Origin of the sequence: Pseudomonas sp. WHRI 8519 (assembly GCF_040224055.2) — a bacterium.
Taxonomy (GTDB): Bacteria; Pseudomonadota; Gammaproteobacteria; order Pseudomonadales; family Pseudomonadaceae; genus Aquipseudomonas; species Aquipseudomonas putida_X.
In genome coordinates, this window is sequence record NZ_CP167996.1 from 2,068,588 (window position 1) to 2,087,513 (window position 18,926).

Annotated in this window: 15 protein-coding genes; 1 reads left to right on the top strand and 14 read right to left on the bottom strand. The window is 63.0% G+C overall.

All coding sequences use genetic code 11. From position 1 onward, the window contains the following. Positions 1-11 precede the first annotated feature (11 nt). The 7 genes from nuoH to ABRP30_RS09385 all read right to left on the bottom strand — a co-directional run bounded on the left by nuoH (position 12) and on the right by ABRP30_RS09385 (position 8,698). Entirely contained in the window at positions 12-1,019 is a 1,008-nt protein-coding gene (gene nuoH, locus ABRP30_RS09355) for an NADH-quinone oxidoreductase subunit NuoH (RefSeq protein ID WP_012273297.1), read from the bottom strand. Then, the gene (gene nuoG, locus ABRP30_RS09360) at positions 1,016-3,730 is read right to left on the bottom strand and encodes an NADH-quinone oxidoreductase subunit NuoG (protein ID WP_349974490.1); all 2,715 of its coding nucleotides are present in this window, start codon (positions 3,728-3,730) and stop codon (positions 1,016-1,018) included. Before nuoG ends, nuoH begins: the two co-directional genes overlap by 4 nt. 132 nt (positions 3,731-3,862) lie before the next feature. Then, a complete protein-coding gene (gene nuoF / locus ABRP30_RS09365) occupies positions 3,863-5,239 on the bottom strand; it encodes an NADH-quinone oxidoreductase subunit NuoF (RefSeq protein ID WP_012313766.1) in 1,377 nt (458 codons plus the stop codon). After that, positions 5,236-5,733: an NADH-quinone oxidoreductase subunit NuoE gene (gene nuoE / locus ABRP30_RS09370; RefSeq protein WP_241803339.1), complete on the bottom strand. Its 498-nt coding sequence runs from the start codon at positions 5,731-5,733 to the stop codon at positions 5,236-5,238. The genes nuoF and nuoE overlap by 4 nt, the downstream gene beginning before the upstream one ends. A gap of 2 nt (positions 5,734-5,735) precedes the next feature. Beyond that, on the bottom strand, positions 5,736-7,517 hold the full coding sequence (gene nuoC, locus ABRP30_RS09375) for an NADH-quinone oxidoreductase subunit C/D (RefSeq protein ID WP_241803340.1): 1,782 nt from the start codon (positions 7,515-7,517) through the stop codon (positions 5,736-5,738). Between the two features lie 79 nt (positions 7,518-7,596). Then, complete coding sequence (locus ABRP30_RS09380) at positions 7,597-8,274, bottom strand: NADH-quinone oxidoreductase subunit B family protein (RefSeq protein WP_012313769.1); 678 nt, start codon at positions 8,272-8,274, stop codon at positions 7,597-7,599. Positions 8,275-8,284: 10 nt separating this feature from the next. Next, on the bottom strand, positions 8,285-8,698 hold the full coding sequence (locus ABRP30_RS09385) for an NADH-quinone oxidoreductase subunit A (protein WP_003251427.1): 414 nt from the start codon (positions 8,696-8,698) through the stop codon (positions 8,285-8,287). Between the two features lie 676 nt (positions 8,699-9,374). Here ABRP30_RS09385 and ABRP30_RS09390 point away from each other — a divergent pair. Continuing rightward, positions 9,375-10,352, top strand: coding sequence for a helix-turn-helix transcriptional regulator (locus ABRP30_RS09390; RefSeq protein ID WP_349974489.1), 978 nt, complete (start codon positions 9,375-9,377; stop codon positions 10,350-10,352). Between the two features lie 57 nt (positions 10,353-10,409). On the opposite strand, the gene ABRP30_RS09395 is transcribed toward ABRP30_RS09390, so the two are convergent. From ABRP30_RS09395 to ABRP30_RS09425, 7 genes are all read right to left on the bottom strand, one after another. Further along, positions 10,410-11,519, bottom strand: a complete 1,110-nt coding sequence (locus ABRP30_RS09395; RefSeq protein WP_349974488.1) for a hypothetical protein — start codon at positions 11,517-11,519, stop codon at positions 10,410-10,412. Positions 11,520-11,714: 195 nt separating this feature from the next. Then, a complete protein-coding gene (locus ABRP30_RS09400; RefSeq protein WP_349974487.1) occupies positions 11,715-13,628 on the bottom strand; it encodes a tyrosine-protein phosphatase in 1,914 nt (637 codons plus the stop codon). Positions 13,629-13,788: 160 nt separating this feature from the next. Next, positions 13,789-14,253 carry a DUF1348 family protein gene (locus tag ABRP30_RS09405; RefSeq protein ID WP_267822672.1) on the bottom strand — a complete coding sequence of 155 codons (465 nt, stop codon included), beginning with the start codon at positions 14,251-14,253 and terminating at the stop codon, positions 13,789-13,791. 122 nt (positions 14,254-14,375) lie between these two features. Next, complete coding sequence (locus tag ABRP30_RS09410; protein ID WP_267822674.1) at positions 14,376-15,557, bottom strand: MFS transporter; 1,182 nt, start codon at positions 15,555-15,557, stop codon at positions 14,376-14,378. 74 nt (positions 15,558-15,631) lie between these two features. Next, on the bottom strand, positions 15,632-16,435 hold the full coding sequence (dkgB, locus tag ABRP30_RS09415; RefSeq protein ID WP_349974485.1) for a 2,5-didehydrogluconate reductase DkgB: 804 nt from the start codon (positions 16,433-16,435) through the stop codon (positions 15,632-15,634). Positions 16,436-16,671: 236 nt separating this feature from the next. Continuing rightward, positions 16,672-17,166, bottom strand: coding sequence for a DUF934 domain-containing protein (locus ABRP30_RS09420; RefSeq protein ID WP_241803348.1), 495 nt, complete (start codon positions 17,164-17,166; stop codon positions 16,672-16,674). Continuing rightward, positions 17,150-18,802 (bottom strand): nitrite/sulfite reductase, encoded by a 1,653-nt coding sequence (locus tag ABRP30_RS09425; protein ID WP_241803349.1) that lies wholly within the window; start codon positions 18,800-18,802, stop codon positions 17,150-17,152. The genes ABRP30_RS09420 and ABRP30_RS09425 overlap by 17 nt, the downstream gene beginning before the upstream one ends. Positions 18,803-18,926 lie beyond the last annotated feature (124 nt).

Here is an 18,926-nt window from a genome sequence, read left to right on the forward strand (position 1 = left end):
GGGTCAAATCCTCACTGGGCCGCGACGGCTGGCGTGTTGTAAAGCACGATCGCAGCGGTCACCAGCAAATTGATCAGGGTCAGCGGCAGGCAGAACTTCCAGCTGAAGTCCATCACCTGGTCATAGCGTGGGCGCGGGATCGAAGCGCGCAGCAGGATGAACAGCATGATGAAGAACGCGGTTTTCAGCGCGAACCACAGGAACGGCACTTGCGGCAGGATGCCGAACGGGCCGTGCCAGCCACCGAAGAACAGGGTCACCAGCAGCGCCGAGATGAGGATGATGCCGATGTACTCACCGACGAAGAACATGCCCCATTTCATGCCGGCATACTCGATGTGGTAGCCGTCGGCCAGTTCCTGCTCGGCTTCTGGCTGGTCGAACGGGTGACGGTGGGTCACGGCGACGCCGGCGATGAAGAACGTGCAGAAGCCGAAGAACTGCGGAATGATGAACCACAGGTTCTGGGCCTGGTATTCAACGATGTCACGCATGTTGAACGAGCCGACCTGCACCACCACGCCCATCAGCGCCAAGCCCAGGAACACTTCGTACGACACGGTCTGGGCCGAGGCACGCAAGCTGCCCAGCAGGGCGTACTTGTTGTTCGACGACCAGCCGGCGAACAGCACCGCGTACACCGACAGGCCGGCCATGGCGAAGAAGAACAGCAGGCCGATGTTCAGGTCGGCAACGCCCCAACCTGGGGTGATCGGGATGATCGAGAAGCCGATCAGCAGCGCGCTCATGGCCACGACCGGCGCCAGGGTGAAGATCATCTTGTCGACGAAGGGCGGGTTCCAGTCTTCCTTGAAGAACATCTTCAGCATGTCGGCGGCGATCTGGAACATGCCGAACGGGCCGACACGGTTAGGACCGTAGCGGTCCTGCCACCAGCCCAGCAGGCGGCGCTCGACGAAGCTGAGCAGGGCGCCGCAGACCACGACGGCCAGCAGCACCACGATAGCCTTGACGACCTGGATGATCACATCGATCACTTCGGGGGTGAACCAGCTCATTGTGCTGCCTCCTGCAGACCTTCGACGGGTGCACCGAAGATGGCCGGCGGGATGCCGGCCAGGCCTTTGGGCAGCGCGACCAGGCCAGCGCCCAGTTCTTCATTGATGCGCAGCGGCAGGCGCAGTGCCACACCGGCCACGTTCAGGCTCAGCAGCGCGCCTTCGTTGACGCCCAGGCGGTCGGCCTCGGACTTGGCCAGCGCCACGTAAGCGGCAGGGATGCGCTCCTGAACCGGCGCAGCGCGGGAAGAGCTTTCTTCGCTGCCGAACAGGTGGAAGAACGGTACTGCAGTCCAGGTGCCACGGGCCGGGTTGAAGGCGCCCGGGACGGTATCGAACCAGGACAGGCGATCACCTTGCGATTCGATCAGGCGCACGCCCGGGTCACCGGCACGCAGGTGGCCACCTACCTCGTCCTGGAACTTGTTCCAGGCTTGCGGCGAGTTCCAGCCCGGCGACCAGGCGAACGGCACCTGCTGGCGCGGTTCGGCAGAGCCCGAGTAGCCTTCCATGGAGTAGGCGAACGCGGTGTCCTTGTCCTGCGGGGTACGAGGTTCGTGCACGCTGATGTTGGCGCGCATCGCGGTGCGGCCGGAGTAGCGCAGCGGCTCACGGGCCAGCTTCATGCCCTTGATGCGGAATGCCGCAGAAGGTGCTGCGTTGACGATGCCGGCCAGTTGCGGGGCGGCTTCGGCGCAGGCGCTGGTGACGTGGTCCAGCTGGGTCCAGTCGACCGGCTTGTTCAGCAGCGTGGCACGCAGGGCGTGCATCCAGCGCCAGCCTTCGTGCACCAGGATGCTGCTGTCCAAATACTGCGGGTCGAACACCTGGAAGAAGCGCTGTGCACGGCCTTCCTGGCTGACCAGGGTACCGTCGCCTTCGGCGAACGAGGCCGCCGGTAGCACCAGGTGGGCGCGCTCCAGGGTGGCGGTGTGGGAGTGGTCGGCGACGATCACGACCTTTGCCGCTGCCAGGGCAGCATCGACCTTGGCGGCCGGTACGCGGGTGTACAGGTCGTTTTCCAGCACCACGATGGCGTCGGCCTTGCCACTGATGACCGCATCCAGCGCGGCATCGACGGACTCGCCGCCGAGCATGGCCAGGCCAAGGCTGTTGGCCTCAGGTACGACCAGGCTCAGCGAGCCGTTTTTCTCGCGCAGCTTCAGGGCTTTGGCGATGTTCGCAGCTGCCTCGATCAGTGCAGGGTCGGCCAGCGAAGTACCGGCAACCACCAGCGGGCGTTTGGCCGCTACCAGGGCGCCGGCGATGCGCTCGGCCAGGGCCCTGGCTTCGTCGTCCAGGCCTGCAACGGCCGGGGCGCTCGGATCGATGGCGTGGGCCACGGCGAAGCCGATACGCGCAAGGTCGGCAGGGGCGGCGTGCACGCATTCTTCGGCAACGTCGTCCAGCTTGGTTTCGGCCAGGCTGGCGATGAACAGCGGATACAGCGCGTGCTGGCCGATGTTCTTCACCGCAGCGTCGAGCCAGGGCTGCACTTTCATGGCCTCGGCCATGGCTTCGGCCTTGCCTTTGGTGGCTTGACGTACGGCCAGGGCGACACGGGCAGCGGTCTGGGTCAGGTCTTCGCCGAGCACGAACACAGCGTCGTGGTCTTCGATGTCGCGCAGGGTCGGCACTGGCAGCGGGCTGCTATTGAGCACGTTCAGGGCCAGGCGTACGCGAGCCAGCTCACCGGCTTCCATACCCGAATAGAAGTAATCGGCACCGACCAGCTCACGCAGGCCGTAGTTGCTTTCCAGGCTGGCGCGGGGCGAGCCGATACCCACGATGGTCCGGCCGCGCAGCAGGTCGGCTGCCTTGTCCAGCGCAGCGTCCAGGCCCAGCTTGGTGCCATCGGCCAGGCGTGGCTGGCGTGGGCGGTCGGTGCGGTTGACGTAGCCATAACCGAAGCGGCCGCGGTCGCACAGGAAGTACTGGTTGACCGAGCCGTTGAAACGGTTTTCGATCCGGCGCAGTTCGCCGTAACGCTCGCCCGGGCTGATGTTGCAGCCGCTGGAGCAGCCGTGGCAGATGCTTGGGGCGAACTGCATGTCCCACTTGCGGTTGTAGCGCTCGGAGTGCGTCTTGTCGGTGAACACACCGGTCGGGCAGACCTCGGTCAGGTTGCCGGAGAACTCGCTTTCCAGTACGCCGTCTTCGACGCGGCCGAAGTACACGTTGTCGTGGGCGCCATAGACACCCAGGTCGGTGCCGCCGGCGTAGTCCTTGTAGTAGCGCACGCAGCGGTAGCAGGCGATGCAGCGGTTCATCTCGTGAGCGATGAACGGGCCGAGGTCCTGGTTCTGGTGGGTTCGCTTGGTGAAACGGTAGCGGCGCTCGTTGTGGCCGGTCATTACCGTCATGTCCTGCAGGTGGCAGTGGCCGCCTTCCTCGCACACTGGGCAGTCGTGCGGGTGGTTGGTCATCAGCCATTCGACGACGCTGGCGCGAAACGCCTTGGATTCGTCATCGTCGATGGAAATCCAGGTGCCGTCGGAGGCAGGGGTCATGCAGGACATGACGATACGACCACGGGTGTCGTTCTCGTCGGTGTACTGCTTGACCGCACACTGCCGACAGGCACCAACGCTTCCAAGCGCCGGGTGCCAGCAGAAATAGGGGATGTCGAGGCCGAGCGACAGACACGCCTGTAACAGGTTGTCTGCACCGTTGACTTCGAGCGCTTTGCCGTCTACGTGGATAGTGGCCATTGTTCAAAGTTCTTCGTTGGCCCGCGTGAGCGGGCGTGGCTAATGGAAATCTGTGAGCCTGCGGCCCGCCGCGAATCGTTCGGGCCGGCCTGCAGGCTGGCGGGTGGCACGGACCACCCGCGTTCTATCTTTTTATGCGCCGACTACAATCGGCCCGGCCTGAATAGGCTTGGCCAGGTTCGGGCGCAGGGTGCCAGCGCTTTCAGGCGCCACACCGGCCTCGAACTCCGAGCGGAAGTATTTGATGGCACTGCCCAGCGGCTCGACGGCACCGGGTGCGTGAGCGCAGAAGGTGCGGCCTGGGCCGAGGAAGTTGACCAGACCCAGCAGGGTCTCGATGTCTTCGGCGCGGCCCTGGCCGTTTTCCAGGGAACGCAGCATCTTCACGCTCCACGGCAGGCCGTCCCGGCAAGGGGTGCACCAGCCGCACGATTCGCGGGCGAAGAACTCTTCCATGTTGCGCAGCAGCGAAACCATGTTGACGCTGTCGTCGACCGCCATGGCCAGGCCCGTACCCATGCGGGTGCCAACCTTGGCGATGCCGCCGGCGTACATCTGCGCGTCGAGGTGCTCGGGCAGCAGGAAACCGGTACCGGCGCCGCCTGGCTGCCAGCACTTGAGCTTGAAGCCGTCGCGCATACCGCCGGCGTAGTCTTCGAACAGCTCGCGGGCGGTGACGCCGAACGGCAACTCCCAAAGCCCCGGGTTCTTCACCTTGCCGGAGAAGCCCATCAGCTTGGTGCCGTGGTCCTCGCTGCCTTCGCGGGCCAGCGACTTGTACCAATCGTTGCCATTGGCGACGATGGCCGGCACGTTGCACAGGGTCTCGACGTTGTTCACGCACGTCGGCTTGCCCCACACGCCTACGGCGGCAGGGAAGGGCGGCTTGGAGCGCGGGTTGGCGCGGCGGCCTTCCAGCGAGTTGATCAGTGCGGTTTCTTCACCGCAGATGTAGCGCCCGGCACCGGTGTGCACGAACAGCTCGAAGTCGAAGCCCGAGCCGAGGATGTTCTTGCCCAGCAGGCCGGCAGCCTTGGCTTCATCGATGGCGCGGTTGAGGTTCTTCGCCGCGGTGGTGTACTCGCCACGCAAGAAGATGTAGCCGCGGTAGGCCTTCAGGGCGCGGGCGCTGATCAGCATGCCCTCGACCAGCAGATGGGGCTGTTGCTCCATCAGCATGCGGTCCTTCCAGGTGTTGGGCTCCATTTCATCCGCGTTGCACAGCAGGTAGCGGATGTTCATGGATTCGTCTTTGGGCATCAGGCCCCACTTAACGCCAGTCGGGAAGCCCGCGCCGCCGCGGCCCTTGAGGCCGGAGTCCTTGACGCTCTGCACGATGTCGTCGGCGGACATTTCTGCCAGCGCTTTGCGGGCGGCAGCGTAGCCGTTCTTGGCCTGGTACTCGTCGAGCCACACCGGCTCGCCGTCGTCACGCAGGCGCCAGGTCAGCGGGTGAGTTTCGGCCGAACGCGCGATGCGGTTGGCCGGGCCGAAGGAAGTGATGGTCATACGTAACCCTCCAGCAGCTTGGAAACGCCAGCAGGCTGCACGTCGCCAAAGGTATCGTCATCGATCATCAGCGCCGGGGCCTTGTCGCAGTTGCCCAGGCAGCAGACCGGCAGCAGGGTGAAACGCCCGTCCGCAGTGGTCTGGCCAAGGCCGATGCCCAGTTCGCTCTGGATCTGGCTGACCACCGACTCGTGGCCGCCGATATAGCAGACCATGCTGTCGCACACACGAATGATGTGGCGGCCGACAGGCTGGCGGAAAATCTGGCTGTAGAAAGTGGCCACACCCTCGACGTCGCTGGCAGGGATGCCCAGCACCTCACCGATGGCGTAGATGGCGCCGTCCGGCACCCAGCCGCGCGCCTTCTGGACGATCTTCAAGGCTTCGATGGACGCCGCACGCGGGTCCTCGTAGTGGTGCATTTCGTGCTCGATGGCCGAGCGCTCGGTTTCGCTCAGGGCGAAACGGTCTGTCTGGATAAGCGTGCTGTTCATGCTTAGCGGTCCACGTCAGCCATAACGAAGTCGATACTGCCCAGGTACGCAATGAGGTCGGCGACCATGCTGCCTTTGATCACCGAAGGGATCTGCTGCAGGTGCGGGTAGCTCGGGGTACGGATCCGGGTGCGGTAGCTCATGGTGCCGCCATCGCTCGTCAGGTAGTAACTGTTGATGCCCTTGGTCGCTTCGATCATCTGGAACGACTCGTTGGCCGGCATGACCGGGCCCCACGAGACTTGCAGGAAGTGCGTGATCAAGGTTTCGATGTGCTGCAGGGTGCGCTCTTTCGGCGGCGGCGTGGTCAGCGGGTGATCCGCCTTGTACGGGCCTTCCGGCATGTTGCGCAGGCACTGGTCGATGATGCGGATACTCTGGCGCATCTCCTCGACACGGACCATGCAGCGATCGTAGGCATCGCCGTTGTGGGCCAGCGGCACTTCGAACTCGAAGTTCTCGTAGCCGGAGTAGGGGCGCGCTTTGCGCAGGTCGAAGTCGCAGCCGGTGGCGCGCAGGCCGGCACCGGTGGTGCCCCATTCCAGCGCCTCTTTGGTGTTGTAGGCAGCAACGCCGATGGTGCGGCCCTTGAGGATGCTGTTTTGCAGCGCGGCCTTGGTGTATTCGTCCAGGCGCTTGGGCAGCCACTCGACGAAGTCCTTGACCAGCTTGTCCCAGCCACGTGGCAGGTCGTGGGCGACGCCGCCGATGCGGTACCAGGCCGGGTGCAGGCGGAAACCGGTGATGGCTTCGATCACGGTGTAGGCGCGCTGGCGGTCGGTGAAGGTGAAGAACACCGGCGTCATGGCGCCGACGTCCTGGATGTAAGTACCCAGGAACAGCAGGTGGCTGGTGATGCGGAAGAACTCGGCGAGCATGATGCGAATCACGTCGACCTTCTGCGGCACCTGGATACCGGCCAGCTTTTCTACCGCCAATACGTACGGCAGGTTGTTCATCACCCCGCCAAGGTAGTCGATGCGGTCGGTGTAGGGGATGAAGCTGTGCCAGGACTGGCGCTCGGCCATTTTCTCGGCACCACGGTGGTGGTAGCCGATGTCCGGTACGCAGTCGACGATCTCTTCGCCGTCCAGCTGCAGCACGATACGGAACGCACCGTGCGCCGAAGGGTGGTTGGGGCCAAGGTTGAGGAACATGTAGTCCTCGTTGGCGCCCTGACGCTTCATGCCCCAGGCTTCCGGGTTGAAACGCGCCGATTCCTCTTCAAGCTGCTGCTTGGCCAGGGTCAGGCTGTAGGGGTCGAACTCGGTGGCGCGGGCCGGGTAGTCCTTGCGCAGCGGGTGGCCTTCCCAGGTCGGCGGCATCATGATGCGGCTCAGGTGCGGGTGGCCGGCAAAGTCGATGCCGAACATGTCCCAGACTTCGCGCTCGTACCAGTTGGCGTTCGGCCAGATGCCGGTCACGGTCGGCAGGTTCAGGTCGCCTTCGCTGAGCGACACCTTGATCATCACGTCGCTGTTACGCTCGACCGACAACAGGTGGTAGAACACGCTGAAATCGGCGGCAGGCAGGCCACGGCGCTGGGTGCGCAGGCGTTCGTCCACGCCGTGCAGGTCGTACAGCATGCTGTAAGGCTTGGAAACGCCGCGCAGGAAGCTGAGCACCTCCTTGAGCTGGGCGCGCTTGACCCACAGCACGGGCATGCCGGTGCGGGTTTCCTGGGCGACGAATGCTTCGGCGCCAAAACGGTTGTGCAGTTCGACGACCACATCCTGGTCGTCTGCCTTGTAGGGCGGAATATAAATAGCGTTGTCCGCTGTCATGGTCTCGGTCGCTTTGGGTCAACGTTAAGAATGAAGCCAGGCCGCCGGCTCCTTCAGGAGCGGGCGGCAGGTCGCTGGATCAGACTTCGTCGGGGCTGCGCAGGTTGGTTACTGCAATGCGCTGCTCACGACGCAGGTCTTTCTGGGCTGGCATCTCGGCACGGTAAATACCTTGATCACCAACAACCCAGGAAAGCGGGCGTCGTTCTTGGCCGATCGACTCCTGCAACAGCATCAAGCCTTGCAGGAAAGCCTCAGGGCGTGGCGGGCAGCCAGGCACGTAGACGTCCACGGGGAGGAACTTGTCGACCCCCTGAACGACCGAGTAGATGTCGTACATGCCACCGGAGTTGGCGCACGACCCCATGGAAATGACCCATTTGGGTTCGAGCATCTGCTCATACAGGCGCTGAATAATCGGCGCCATCTTGATGAAGCAGGTACCGGCGATGACCATGAAGTCGGCCTGACGCGGCGAGGCCCGGATGACTTCGGCGCCGAAGCGGGCGATGTCGTGGGGCGCCGTGAAGGCCGTGGTCATTTCCACGTAGCAGCAGGACAGGCCGAAGTTGTACGGCCAGAGGGAGTTCTTGCGACCCCAGTTGACCGCGCCACGCAGCACATCTTCGAGTTTCCCCATATAGATGTTCTTGTGGACCTGGTCCTCTAGCAGTTGGTCGGTAACGGTTTCCCGCTCGCCGACCGGGTACTGCTCATTGGGCGCATCCGGATCGATTCTGGTGAGATTGTATTGCATTGCCAAAGCCTCATTGTTTCAGCTTCGCTTGCCGCTTGCGGCGACCTTCGGGAGCCCAATCAAGTGCCCCGACGCGCCAAAGGTAGACAAGACCTGCCAACAGAATTGCTATGAAAACGAGCGCTTCGACGAATCCGGTCCAGCCGCTTTCGCGGACGGACACAGACCATGCAAAGAGGAAGAGGGCTTCGATATCGAAGATCACGAACAGCATCGCGACCAGATAGAATTTGGCGGAAAGACGCAGGCGGGCGCTGCCCACGGGCAGCATGCCGGATTCGAAGGGTTCGTTCTTGGCGCGGCCCCAGGCCTTGCTACCGAGCAGGCTGGACAGGCCGAGCATGAAGGCGCACAGGCCGACGACACCCAGGAGGAAGATGGCAAAGCCCCAGTTGTGGGCGATGAGTCCTGCCGAATCGGACATGCTAGAAATCCTTATACAGAGACCCAGCTCTGCAGTCTGAAATAAGTAGAGCGGCGACGTGGTGTCGCAGGTGCAGTGACCAAATGTCGCAGCTGAATCAATCGCGCTGATTTTATGGGTAAACCTGTTGCAAGTAAAATTTCTGTCGCAAATTTATTCGTAGGATTAAGAACAAAACATGCTCGTAACTGGCTGAAAGCCTTGAAATTCGGGGATTCGGCCTGGTTTTGTCAATTATGTTTCTTGTGCGTGGTAACAGATTGTAGTTTTAGTAATGATAATTAATATCGTTTGCGGCGGCCGATTGGAGTTAATGCGATTGAGCCTTGTTAAGTTCATAGGCCGTTGCCCCCCTCTTGCAATTGCGCGCCGCTATCGTTCTATCAGTGTCGGACACTCGCTGCACCGCTCTGGGTCAATGTTTTTCGAGTGGGTAGAGATGTGCAGGGTGCGGTGGCCAGTGGACAAGTCGGGCGGTGGCTCGCCCGTGCACATGAATGAAAAGCGCCGACACCGATGCAATCGTCCATAGCTGCTGGCCGGGTTGCTCCTGCTACCGGGCTGGTTCAAGCATAGTCCGGATTCTGCGGATTGCCGGGGCTTGGGGTGTCATGCCTGTGTCACGAATGCCTGCTAGCGTGCCGGTCCCGTCCCGCGGCAAAAGGAAAGCCATCCGGTGCACCCCGCCACGCCTCGCAAGCCCTTCCTGCTCCGTTGCGCCGACATGCACAGCGATGATTTCGGCGCCTTGTTCACACAGCTCTACGGCAACCTGTATGCCGACGTACCGCCACTGGGCGAGGGTATTTCCATCGGCGGTGTGTATGGCTGCTTCGAGGGCATGAGCGTGAGGCGCCTGCATTACCAGGGTGACTTTCGCATTGTCCTGCCCAGCCCGCAGGACGAAATCACCTTCGTACTGCCTACTGCAGGCAAGATCATCTTCGACCATCGCGGCGAATCAATCGGCGGCGCGCAGGTCGGGCTCGCTGTCGACAAGCTTGAGATACGCTCGGTACGCATCGCCGATGATCATGCCCAGTGTGGCATGTCGATTCGCCGGGGCGTATTTGCCGAGCGGCTGTCGGCACTGCTGGAGCGGCCTTTGGCGGCCCCGATACGTTTCGCGCCGGTAGTGGACCTGGCCGCGCCAGGCTTCCAGGGCATCCGTGCCTTGCTCGAACTGGCCACGGGCACTGAGTTCGATCAATTGATCAATACCGGCCTGCTGATGCCGCTGCGGTTGCAGGAAATGCTGGTCGACGCACTGCTGCAAGCCTGGCCGCACAATTACCGCGAAGCGCTGCACAGGCCGGCTCCATTGCCAGCGCCGCGCCATGTGAAACTGGCCATGGCCTATATCCGTGAACATCCCGCGAGGCTGAGCAGTAGCAGCGAGTTGGCTGGCTTGGCCAATGTCAGCGTGCGGGCGTTACAGGAGGGCTTTCGACGGTTTGCGGGCACTTCGATAGTCGGGTATCAGCGGCAGGTGCGGCTGGAGCAGGCGCGTCAGGTGCTGGCAAGCGAGCAGGGTACGTCGGTGGAGCAGGTGGCGTTACGCTTCGGCTTCACCAATGCGGGGCGGTTTGCCCAGTATTTCAAAGCGGCGTTTGGTTTGCCCCCGGCACAGGTCAGGCGCAGGCATGGCCCATGACCTGCGGCAGTGGGCCGTGCTGCGAATCAGATAACGCGCTGCTTGCACTGGATGCGCTCAAGGGAACCTGATCTTGCTGTAGGCAAACTCATTGGCGCCCCGTTCGATGCCCGCCTCGGAGGTTTGCACCTCAACCCGGTCATCGTCGTGGACAACGATTATCTGGTGTGCATCCAGTACCTCGACACCTTCGGGCTTGTTGCTGAACCTCAGTGTGGAGCCGTCTTCGCGGGTCACCAGTTGCGGCGTGCCTGGCTTACCCGCTGCAAACGGTACGATCCATAGAAACCCGCCTATGTTGGTAATTGGCTTGTTCGCAGCATCAACGGATTTTTCCTCGTAGCTGGTAACCGCATAAAGCCTGTCTTTGTTGAACCGGTCATACTCGATGCCGGACAGCCCGACTGTGTGGCCTTGGGCTTGGACGTTGAAGTTCTGGACGGATTTGAACGCCTCCACAAGCGCTAGGGTTCCATCTTTGAACTTCACATGCGCTGAGATGAGTGTGAAGCCGAAATGCGCGTCAGTTTTGTCGTTTCCGTGCCTGCGAATGCCGATGATCAGTTGGCCGTCTGCTGTTTTTGCCTTCACCGGCTCGCTCGGCGCCATGGTGATTGCTTCGATTTGATAGTAAGACGCACCAATCGCATCCTTGATCTGCTTGCGCAGTGAGATCGAGCTTGTGACCCCGCTGCGCGATGTGGGCGACAGGGGCTTTGCCGCCTCAGGGTCGTCCACGGGCCAGTACAGGAGCGTGTTGAGAATGTCGCTGCTCGGATCTTCGTCGGTGCTGGCTTTGTTGAAGGCGGTGCTGGCGATCATGTAGCGGCCATCCAGCGTCTTGGTCAGTGCCTCGTATTTATCGGCTTCTCTTAATGCCTTCCCAGGCAGCACGGTAGGCTCACCACTGATTTTGCCCTGCTCGATGTCAAGCGTGAACAGGGCTGGCCCGCCTGGGGCGGGCAAGCGTTTGTCGTTGGCCAAGAGCAGTTTTTCATTGCTTTCAACCACTGCCGACACTTCACAGTTGACGGGGGTTCCAGGGGCAAAACACGCCGCCGTGTGATGTTCGATGGCCGCGATGCGTCCTGGCAGCTCAGCTGCCGGTGCGTGAGGCGCTGCACTGGCCAAGCCGACTACCAGCGTGATGATTGCTCGCTTTTCCATGGGCACTGTCCTTGTGGGAATGGGAAGGTTGCGCAGCAAAGCGTAATCGCGGCAAGCGAGACCGGAAACTGGCATTTTTGGCAGTAGCTGTTCGACATGACCGCCATTGAAGGGGCTGGCATCTTGGCCAGTAGGCACACCCTCAAGAATCGGGGCGGTGCAGCCGTGGGGGCCACGCGGCAGCCCCGGCAACTGTCAGAACGCGTAGCTGGCTTTCAGGCTGCCACTGGCCCCATGGCTGTCACCGCCGCCCAACGCCGCTAGATCGGCGCCAATACTCAGCGCGCCAAGGTTGGCCATCAGGCTCACGCCAGCGTTGAACTGGTCACGATTGTCGAAGGCGGCGCGCTGCTCGATATCCAGCCCCAGCAAGTGGCCCTCGCTTTCGACCTCGTGGTCGCCCAGCGCATGCTCATAGCCCACTTGCACGCCGGGCACCAACTGCCAACGGCCCATGCTGAACGGCACGAAGGACGCCTCGAGTCTGGCCATCGCGCTACGGCGGGTCTGCTGCAGGTCGTCCACCTCTAGCGCCAGTTCGCTGCCTTTTTCGCTAAACCCGGCCACGTCGACGTGACTGATGCGTACACCCAGGCTCGGCTCCAGCACCACGCGGTTGGTGTTCAGGCGATAGCCCACGGCCAGGCTGGCACCGGCCAGGGTACCGTGGCTGTCGCCTTTGGCCGTGCCCAAGCCGCCTGTGAGGTCGCGCTTGCTGGAATAGTCGAGGTAGCCGGCGCTGGCATCGGTGTCGATGAACAGGCCTTGTTCCAGGCCGCCCGGCGCGAAGCGGGCGCCCAGGCTCAGGAAAGTCAGGTCCGTATCAACCTCGCCACCTGCGCCGCCAACGTTACCGCTGCTGTAGCCGAAACCTGCGTGGCCGCTGAGCTGCTCGGAGAAGCGCTGGGTCATGCCGATCATCAGGCCTTGGCTGTGTTCGTTGCTGCTGGCGGCACTGGAGGAGCCGTCGGTGCCCAGGTAACCGGCCAAGGCGCTGCTCCACAGGCGCGACTGGCCAACCTTCAGGTCGGTACCGTCGGCGAAGGGCGCGGCGGCGCGGTCGATCAGGGCGCCCAGGCGCAGCAGGTAGCTGGCCGCATCGGCATGCACCTGTCCACCCACGGTGGACGCCACGCCGCCCAGCGTGCCGGCATCGATGGCCGACTGCAGGTAATAGTTGTAGGCGCTGTAGGTGCCTGACAGCGACGTGTCCTGCAGTTGGCGCAGCAGTTGCGCGCCCGCCGCGGCGTTACCGAGCAGGCCAGCTTCACCGGGTAACGTGCCATAGCGCACCATTTTGCCGCGCAGCACATAGATCGTTTCCTGGGTAAGCCCCAGGCCTTGCTTGAGGTAGTTGTCCATGCTGCCGTATGCGGCAGTCACTTCATCCAGGCCGGCCTGCAGGTAGCTGGCCTCGACGCCCAGCAGCGGGGCGTAGACTTCGGCCATGCTGGCCGGCATGGATGCCAGTGTGGCCGCCACGCGGGCGGCGGTGTAGTCATTGGTGGCGAGGTAGTTGTCCATGATCGTCGCGTCGTCCACGCCGGCGATGCTCAGCAGCACGGCGGCGGTCCAGCCTGTACGGTCCTTGCCCGCGGTACAGTGGAACAAGGCGGCGCCGTCGGCGTTGGCCAGTTCATTGAACAGCACCGAGAATTGCCCGCGCATGCCGGCATCGCTGACGAAGGCGCGGTTGGTCTCTTGCATCATGGCGCGTGCCTGGGCAGCGCTGGTGAACGACATGTTGGTGATGTCCGCGCCCGAGGTGGTGCTGCCGATGATGTCGATGTTGGTATAGCTGGCGCCAGCGGGCAGGGTGTCGGGCGTGGCGGCGATTTCGCTTGGGGTGCGCAAGTCGTATACATCGCTGATACCAAGGCCGTTGAGCACGGCAAGGTCAGCGGCAGTGGGGGTCAGGGCATTGCTGCGATAGAACACGCCGCTGCGCATCACCCCATCATGGCTTGTGCCGTACGCCGATGTGGTGCCGGCGATGTCGCGGAAGTTGTCAATGCCAGCCAGGCGCGGCGTATCGAGCGCATCGGCGGCATGAGCGGCGGAGATTGCGAGTGTGAGCATGGGCAGGGAGCAGAACAGACGTTGCAGCACGGCAGAGGCCTCGGAGGGGTATGTGGTGTGGCCACTCTCCGTGGGCAATATGAAACTGAATGTTACATATCAAGGCTGCACGCAAAAGCCTGCGCGATCTGGCCGGGGCCTGCGTGTTCTGTCTGGCCTTGCGGCCGCAGTCAGGCACCCGGCCGGGTGGTCAGAGCCCTAGTTCGCTGAGCCCCGGATGGTCGTCCGGGCGGCGCCCCAGGGGCCAGTGGAACTTGCGGTCCGCTTCGGCAATGGGCTGCTCGTTGATGCTCGAATGGCGGTTGTGCATCAGGCCATCGGCGGCGAACTCCCAGTTTTCGTTGCCATAGGCGCGGAACCACTGGCCGCTGTCGTCGCGGTACTCGTAGGCATAGCGCACGGCAATGCGGTTGTCGGTGAATGCCCACAGCTCCTTGATCAGCCGGTACTCCAGTTCATGGTTCCACTTGCGGGTCAGAAGGGCCTGAACCTCGGCACGCCCGCGAGGGAACTCGACGCGGTTACGCCACACGGTATCGGGGGTGTAGGCCAACGATACCTTGGCGGCGTCACGGCTGTTCCAGCCATCCTCGGCCAGGCGGACCTTTTCGATGGCGCTTTCGCGGGTAAATGGCGGCAACGGAGGGCGGGACATGGGTAACTCCTTGGCGGTGGTTGGCGTAGAGGAGAGTACTGCCCCCGCTGCAGGGTGGGGAATGGCTGCGACGGGCACTTCATAATTGCGCCCGGTGGAACAATGCAGCGCCCCGCCAGTGCCTAGACCGCAGCGCCCAGGGCCTTGTCGGCAGCCTTGCCGCGCCCGCCCAGCCATACCAGTACCAGGGCCACCGCCGCCAGCACGCCGCCCGCCATGGGCACTGCTGCATAACCCAGGTCCAGGCTGATCACCGCACCACCCAGGGCCGCGCCAACGGCATTGCCAAGGTTGAAGGCGCCGACGTTTATCGATGATGCCAGCCCTGGTGCCTCTATGGCGGCAGTCATGACGCGCATCTGCAAGGGCGGCACCACGGCGAAGGTGAACACGCCCCAGACCAGCAGCGCGATGGCGGCGCCGATGTGGCTGCCCAGTACCAGCGGCATCAGCAACATGATCAGCGCCAGGGTGGCGAGGAAGATGCGCGCAGCGCCGTCCAGCGACCAGTCGGCCAGGCGCCCACCCAGGCTGTTGCCCAAGGTGAAGCCGACACCGATCAGCACCAGGCCCAGCGTGATGAAGCTGTCTGAAGCGCCCGTCAGCGCCGCCAGTACCGGTGCTACGTAGGTGTACAGGGTGAACATGGCGCCGGCGCCAAGCACCGTGGTCGCCATCGCCAGCAGCACGCTGGGGCGGGCGATGACCGCCAGCTCTTTGCGCACGTGGGGCACGCTGCCACGCTCACCTTTGGGCAGCGCGTACCACAGGGCGGCCATGGCCAGCAGGCCGAGCACTGCAGTACCGGCAAAGGCCATGCGCCAGCCGACTTGCTGGCCGACCCAGGTCGCCGCAGGCACACCGCCGATATTGGCGATGGTCAGGCCCATGAACATGGTCGCCACGGCACTGGCCTGTTTGTCCTTGGGAACCACGCTGGCGGCCACGACCGCGCCCAGGCCGAAGAAAGCACCATGGTTGAGGCTGGTGACCAGCCGCGACGCGAGCAGGGTGTAGTAGTCCGGCGAGAGTGCCGAGAGCAGGTTGCCGAGGGTGAAGATGGCCATCAGCGCCATCAGTGCGGCGCGTTTGCCAAAGCGGCTGAACAGCAGGGTCATGATCGGTGCGCCGACCATTACGCCGATGGCATAGGCGGTGATCAGCATGCCCGCGCTGGGGATACTGACTTCGACGCCTTGGGCGATCACCGGCAGCAGGCCCATCGGGGTGAATTCGGTAGTGCCGATGCCGAAGGCGCCAATCGCCAGGGCAAACAGAACCCGTTTTGGGGAAAGCGTGCTCATCAGGAGCTCCGATTGAAAGGTCAATGAGCAGTCGCACCGGCCGGGAACGGGCCGGTGCCGACCTGCAGGGTTCATCAGTCCCAGGCGGGCGCCAGGCTATCCGGGCTGACTTCACGGCCATTGCGCTCGAGCGAGGCGATGCGCGCCATGTCCTCGGCATCCAGTTTCAGGCTGCAGGCGAGCAGGTTGCTGGCCAGGTTCTCGCGCTTGGTGGAGGAGGGGATCACTGCGTAACCCAGCTGCATGGCCCAGGCCAGGGCCACCTGGGCGACGGTGGCCTTGTGCTTGCTGGCGATCTCGGCCAGTACCGGATCCTTGAGCACTTTGCCGTAGGCCAGGGTCATGTACGAGGTGACGGTGATGCCCTGGTCCTTGAGGTAGGCAGCCAGCTTGGCGTTTTGCAGGTAGGGGCTGAGCTCCACCTGGTTGGTGGCGATTTCACCTTGGCCGACCACGTCGATGGCTTGGCGGGTGAGTTCGATGTTGAAGTTGGACACGCCGATCTGGCGGGTCAGGCCGAGTTTCTTGGCGTCGGCCAAGGCGCTCATGTATTCGGCCAGTTCGATGCCATTCCCTGGGGCTGGCCAGTGGATCAGCAGCAGGTCGACGTAGTCGGTGCGCAGTTTGGCCAGGCTTTCGCGCAAGCTGGGGACCAACCGGTCTGCAGCATAGTTGTCGACCCAGATCTTGGTGGTGATGAACAGCTCGCTGCGCGCTACGCCGCTTTCGGCAATGGCCTGGCCGACGTCGGCTTCGTTCTTGTAGATCTGTGCTGTGTCGATGGCCCGATAGCCCAGCGCCAGGGCCGACTTGACCGAATCGATGACGGCCTGGCCGGTGAGGCGGTAGGTGCCAAGGCCGAAGGATGGAATGCTCATGGGGCTGCTCCTGCTGAGTGATTGGGGTTGAGCCAGAGCTTAGGTGCCCGGGTGCCCAAGTCGTTCGAATGGGGAGCAGTGTGGGGGGTTTGCAGGCGTTGATTAAGACGGGGCAATGCCAAGGTCTTTTGCGCTGAAGTCACGAATCATCCGCTGGCTCGTGAATCAGGTGCGGTAAACACCTTTGCTGGGGCAGGCAGGCACGGCCACCCTGCGGTGGCCATGCCGAGTGACGATCAACGGCGGCGGAACAGCGGCAGCGGCTCGTCGGTGGCGGCCTGGTAGGTCACCGAGAAGTCCTTCAGCCCCTGCAGGGCATCTTCCGGGTCCTTGTCGGCACGGATGGCGAAGGCATCGAAACCGCAGCGGGCCATGTAGAACAGTTGGTCACGGAGCACGTCGCCGATGGCGCGCAGCTCGCCCTTGAACTGGTAGCGGTCACGCAGCAGGCGCGCATTGGAATAGTTGCGCCCGTCGGTGAAGGCCGGGAAGTTCAGGGCGATGACCTGAAAGTGCTGCACGTCGTCGCCGATCTCTTCCGCTTGTTCATCGCTGTCCAGCCACACGCCCAGGCCACCGTCGCGGGCCTTGAGCAGGTGGGCATGGTCACGCCACAGTTGCAGGGGGACGATGTAGTCGTCGCAGTTGGTCAGCTCGTCGATCGTGGTTTCCTTGGGCAGCAGGTGCCAGGTTTCGTCGACGATCTGGTTGTTCTTAATGATTCGCTGCATAGACGCGTTCCTTGAAGGGGTCGATGCCGATACGCTGGTAGGTGTCGATGAAACGCTCTTCCTCGGTACGTTGTTCAACGTACACGGCGATCAGCTTCTCGATCACGTCGGCCATGTCATCCTGGGCGAAGGACGGGCCGAGGATCTTGCCCAGGCTCGCGTCACGTGCGGCGTTGCCACCCAGGGACACCTGGTAGAACTCCTCGCCCTTCTTATCCACGCCAAGGATACCGATGTGCCCGACGTGGTGGTGGCCGCAGGCGTTCATGCAACCGGAGATATTCAGATCGATCTCGCCGATGTCGAACAGGTAGTCCAGGTCGTCGAAGCGGCGCTGGATGGATTCGGCGATCGGGATCGACTTGGCGTTGGCCAGCGAGCAGTAGTCCCCGCCCGGGCAGCAGATGATGTCGGTCAGCAGGCCGATGTTCGGCGTGGCGAAACCACCTTCGCGCAGCTCCAGCCACAGGGCATGCAGCTGACGCTGCTCGACGTCGGCAAGAATGATGTTCTGCTCGTGCGAGGTGCGCAGGAAGCCGAAGCTGTAGCGCTCTGCCAGGTCCGCCACGGCGTCCAGCTGCTTGTCGGTGAGGTCTCCCGGGGCAACGCCGGTGGGCTTGAGCGACAGGGTCACGGCCACGTAGCCAGGGCGCTTGTGGGCACGGGTGTTGCGCGAGCGCCAGCGGGCGAAGCCTGGGTTCTCGGCGTCCTGGGCGCTGTAGTCGACGTTGTCCAGGGCCAGGTAGTCCGGGTCGATGAAGTGGCGCGAAACACGCTGCACTTCTTCTTCGGTCAGGGTCGTGCTGCCGCCACGCAGGTGGGCCATTTCGGCCTCGACCTTCTCGGCAAACACCTCTGGGGTCAGGGCCTTGACCAGGATCTTGATCCGCGCCTTGTACTTGTTGTCACGGCGGCCGTAACGGTTGTACACGCGCAGGATGGCGTCCAGGTAGCTGATCAGGTCCTGCCACGGCAGGAATTCATTGATGAACGAACCGACCACCGGGGTGCGGCCCAGGCCACCACCGACCAGCACACGGAAGCCCAGCTCACCGGCAGCGTTGCGCACCGGTTCCAGGCCGATGTCGTGCACTTCGATGGCAGCGCGGTCTTCCTTCGAGCCGTTGATCGCGATCTTGAACTTGCGCGGCAGGTAGGCGAACTCTGGGTGGAAGGTGGTCCACTGGCGAACGATTTCACACCAGGGGCGCGGGTCGATGACTTCGTCTGCGGCCACACCGGCGAATTGGTCGGTGGTGGTGTTGCGCAGGCAGTTGCCGCTGGTCTGGATCGCGTGCATCTGCACGGTGGCCAGTTCGGCAAGGATGTCTGGAATATCTTCAAGTGCCGGCCAGTTGAACTGCACGTTCTGGCGGGTGGAGATATGGGCGTAGCCCTTGTCGTAATCGCGGGCGATCTTGGCCAGGGTGCGGACCTGACGGGCGTTCAGCTGGCCGTAGGGCACGGCGACGCGCAGCATCGGGGCGAAACGCTGGATATAGAGGCCGTTCTGCAGGCGCAGAGGGCGGAATTCTTCTTCGCTCAGCTCACCGGCCAGGTAGCGGCGGGTCTGATCACGGAACTGCTTGACGCGGTCCTCGATGATCCGCTGATCGTACTCGTCGTATACGTACATAAAAGTCCTGTCTCAGGCTGCATGCAGCTATTCGCGCGCACGGCCGCGCACTCCGGTTCGGAGCGGGGAAACGATATCAGGTTGCGTTTATGCGCTAAAGTGATGTTTTTGCATATGAAAAGAA

Excerpts from the sequence above, each read along its gene's own strand:
- ABRP30_RS09395 (WP_349974488.1), bottom strand. The coding sequence starts at position 11,519 with ATGGAAAAGCGAGCAATCATCACGCTGGTAGTCGGCTTGGCCAGTGCA.
- dkgB (WP_349974485.1), bottom strand. The coding sequence starts at position 16,435 with ATGAGCATTCCATCCTTCGGCCTTGGCACCTACCGCCTCACCGGCCAG.
- ABRP30_RS09425 (WP_241803349.1), bottom strand. The coding sequence starts at position 18,802 with ATGTACGTATACGACGAGTACGATCAGCGGATCATCGAGGACCGCGTC.
- ABRP30_RS09380 (WP_012313769.1), bottom strand. The coding sequence starts at position 8,274 with ATGCAATACAATCTCACCAGAATCGATCCGGATGCGCCCAATGAGCAG.
- nuoH (WP_012273297.1), bottom strand. The coding sequence starts at position 1,019 with ATGAGCTGGTTCACCCCCGAAGTGATCGATGTGATCATCCAGGTCGTC.
- nuoE (WP_241803339.1), bottom strand. The coding sequence starts at position 5,733 with ATGAACAGCACGCTTATCCAGACAGACCGTTTCGCCCTGAGCGAAACC.
- nuoF (WP_012313766.1), bottom strand. The coding sequence starts at position 5,239 with ATGACCATCACTTCCTTCGGCCCGGCCAACCGCATCGCGCGTTCGGCC.
- ABRP30_RS09405 (WP_267822672.1), bottom strand. The coding sequence starts at position 14,253 with ATGTCCCGCCCTCCGTTGCCGCCATTTACCCGCGAAAGCGCCATCGAA.
- ABRP30_RS09420 (WP_241803348.1), bottom strand. The coding sequence starts at position 17,166 with ATGCAGCGAATCATTAAGAACAACCAGATCGTCGACGAAACCTGGCAC.
- nuoC (WP_241803340.1), bottom strand. The coding sequence starts at position 7,517 with ATGACAGCGGACAACGCTATTTATATTCCGCCCTACAAGGCAGACGAC.
- ABRP30_RS09385 (WP_003251427.1), bottom strand. The coding sequence starts at position 8,698 with ATGTCCGATTCGGCAGGACTCATCGCCCACAACTGGGGCTTTGCCATC.
- ABRP30_RS09410 (WP_267822674.1), bottom strand. The coding sequence starts at position 15,557 with ATGAGCACGCTTTCCCCAAAACGGGTTCTGTTTGCCCTGGCGATTGGC.
- nuoG (WP_349974490.1), bottom strand. The coding sequence starts at position 3,730 with ATGGCCACTATCCACGTAGACGGCAAAGCGCTCGAAGTCAACGGTGCA.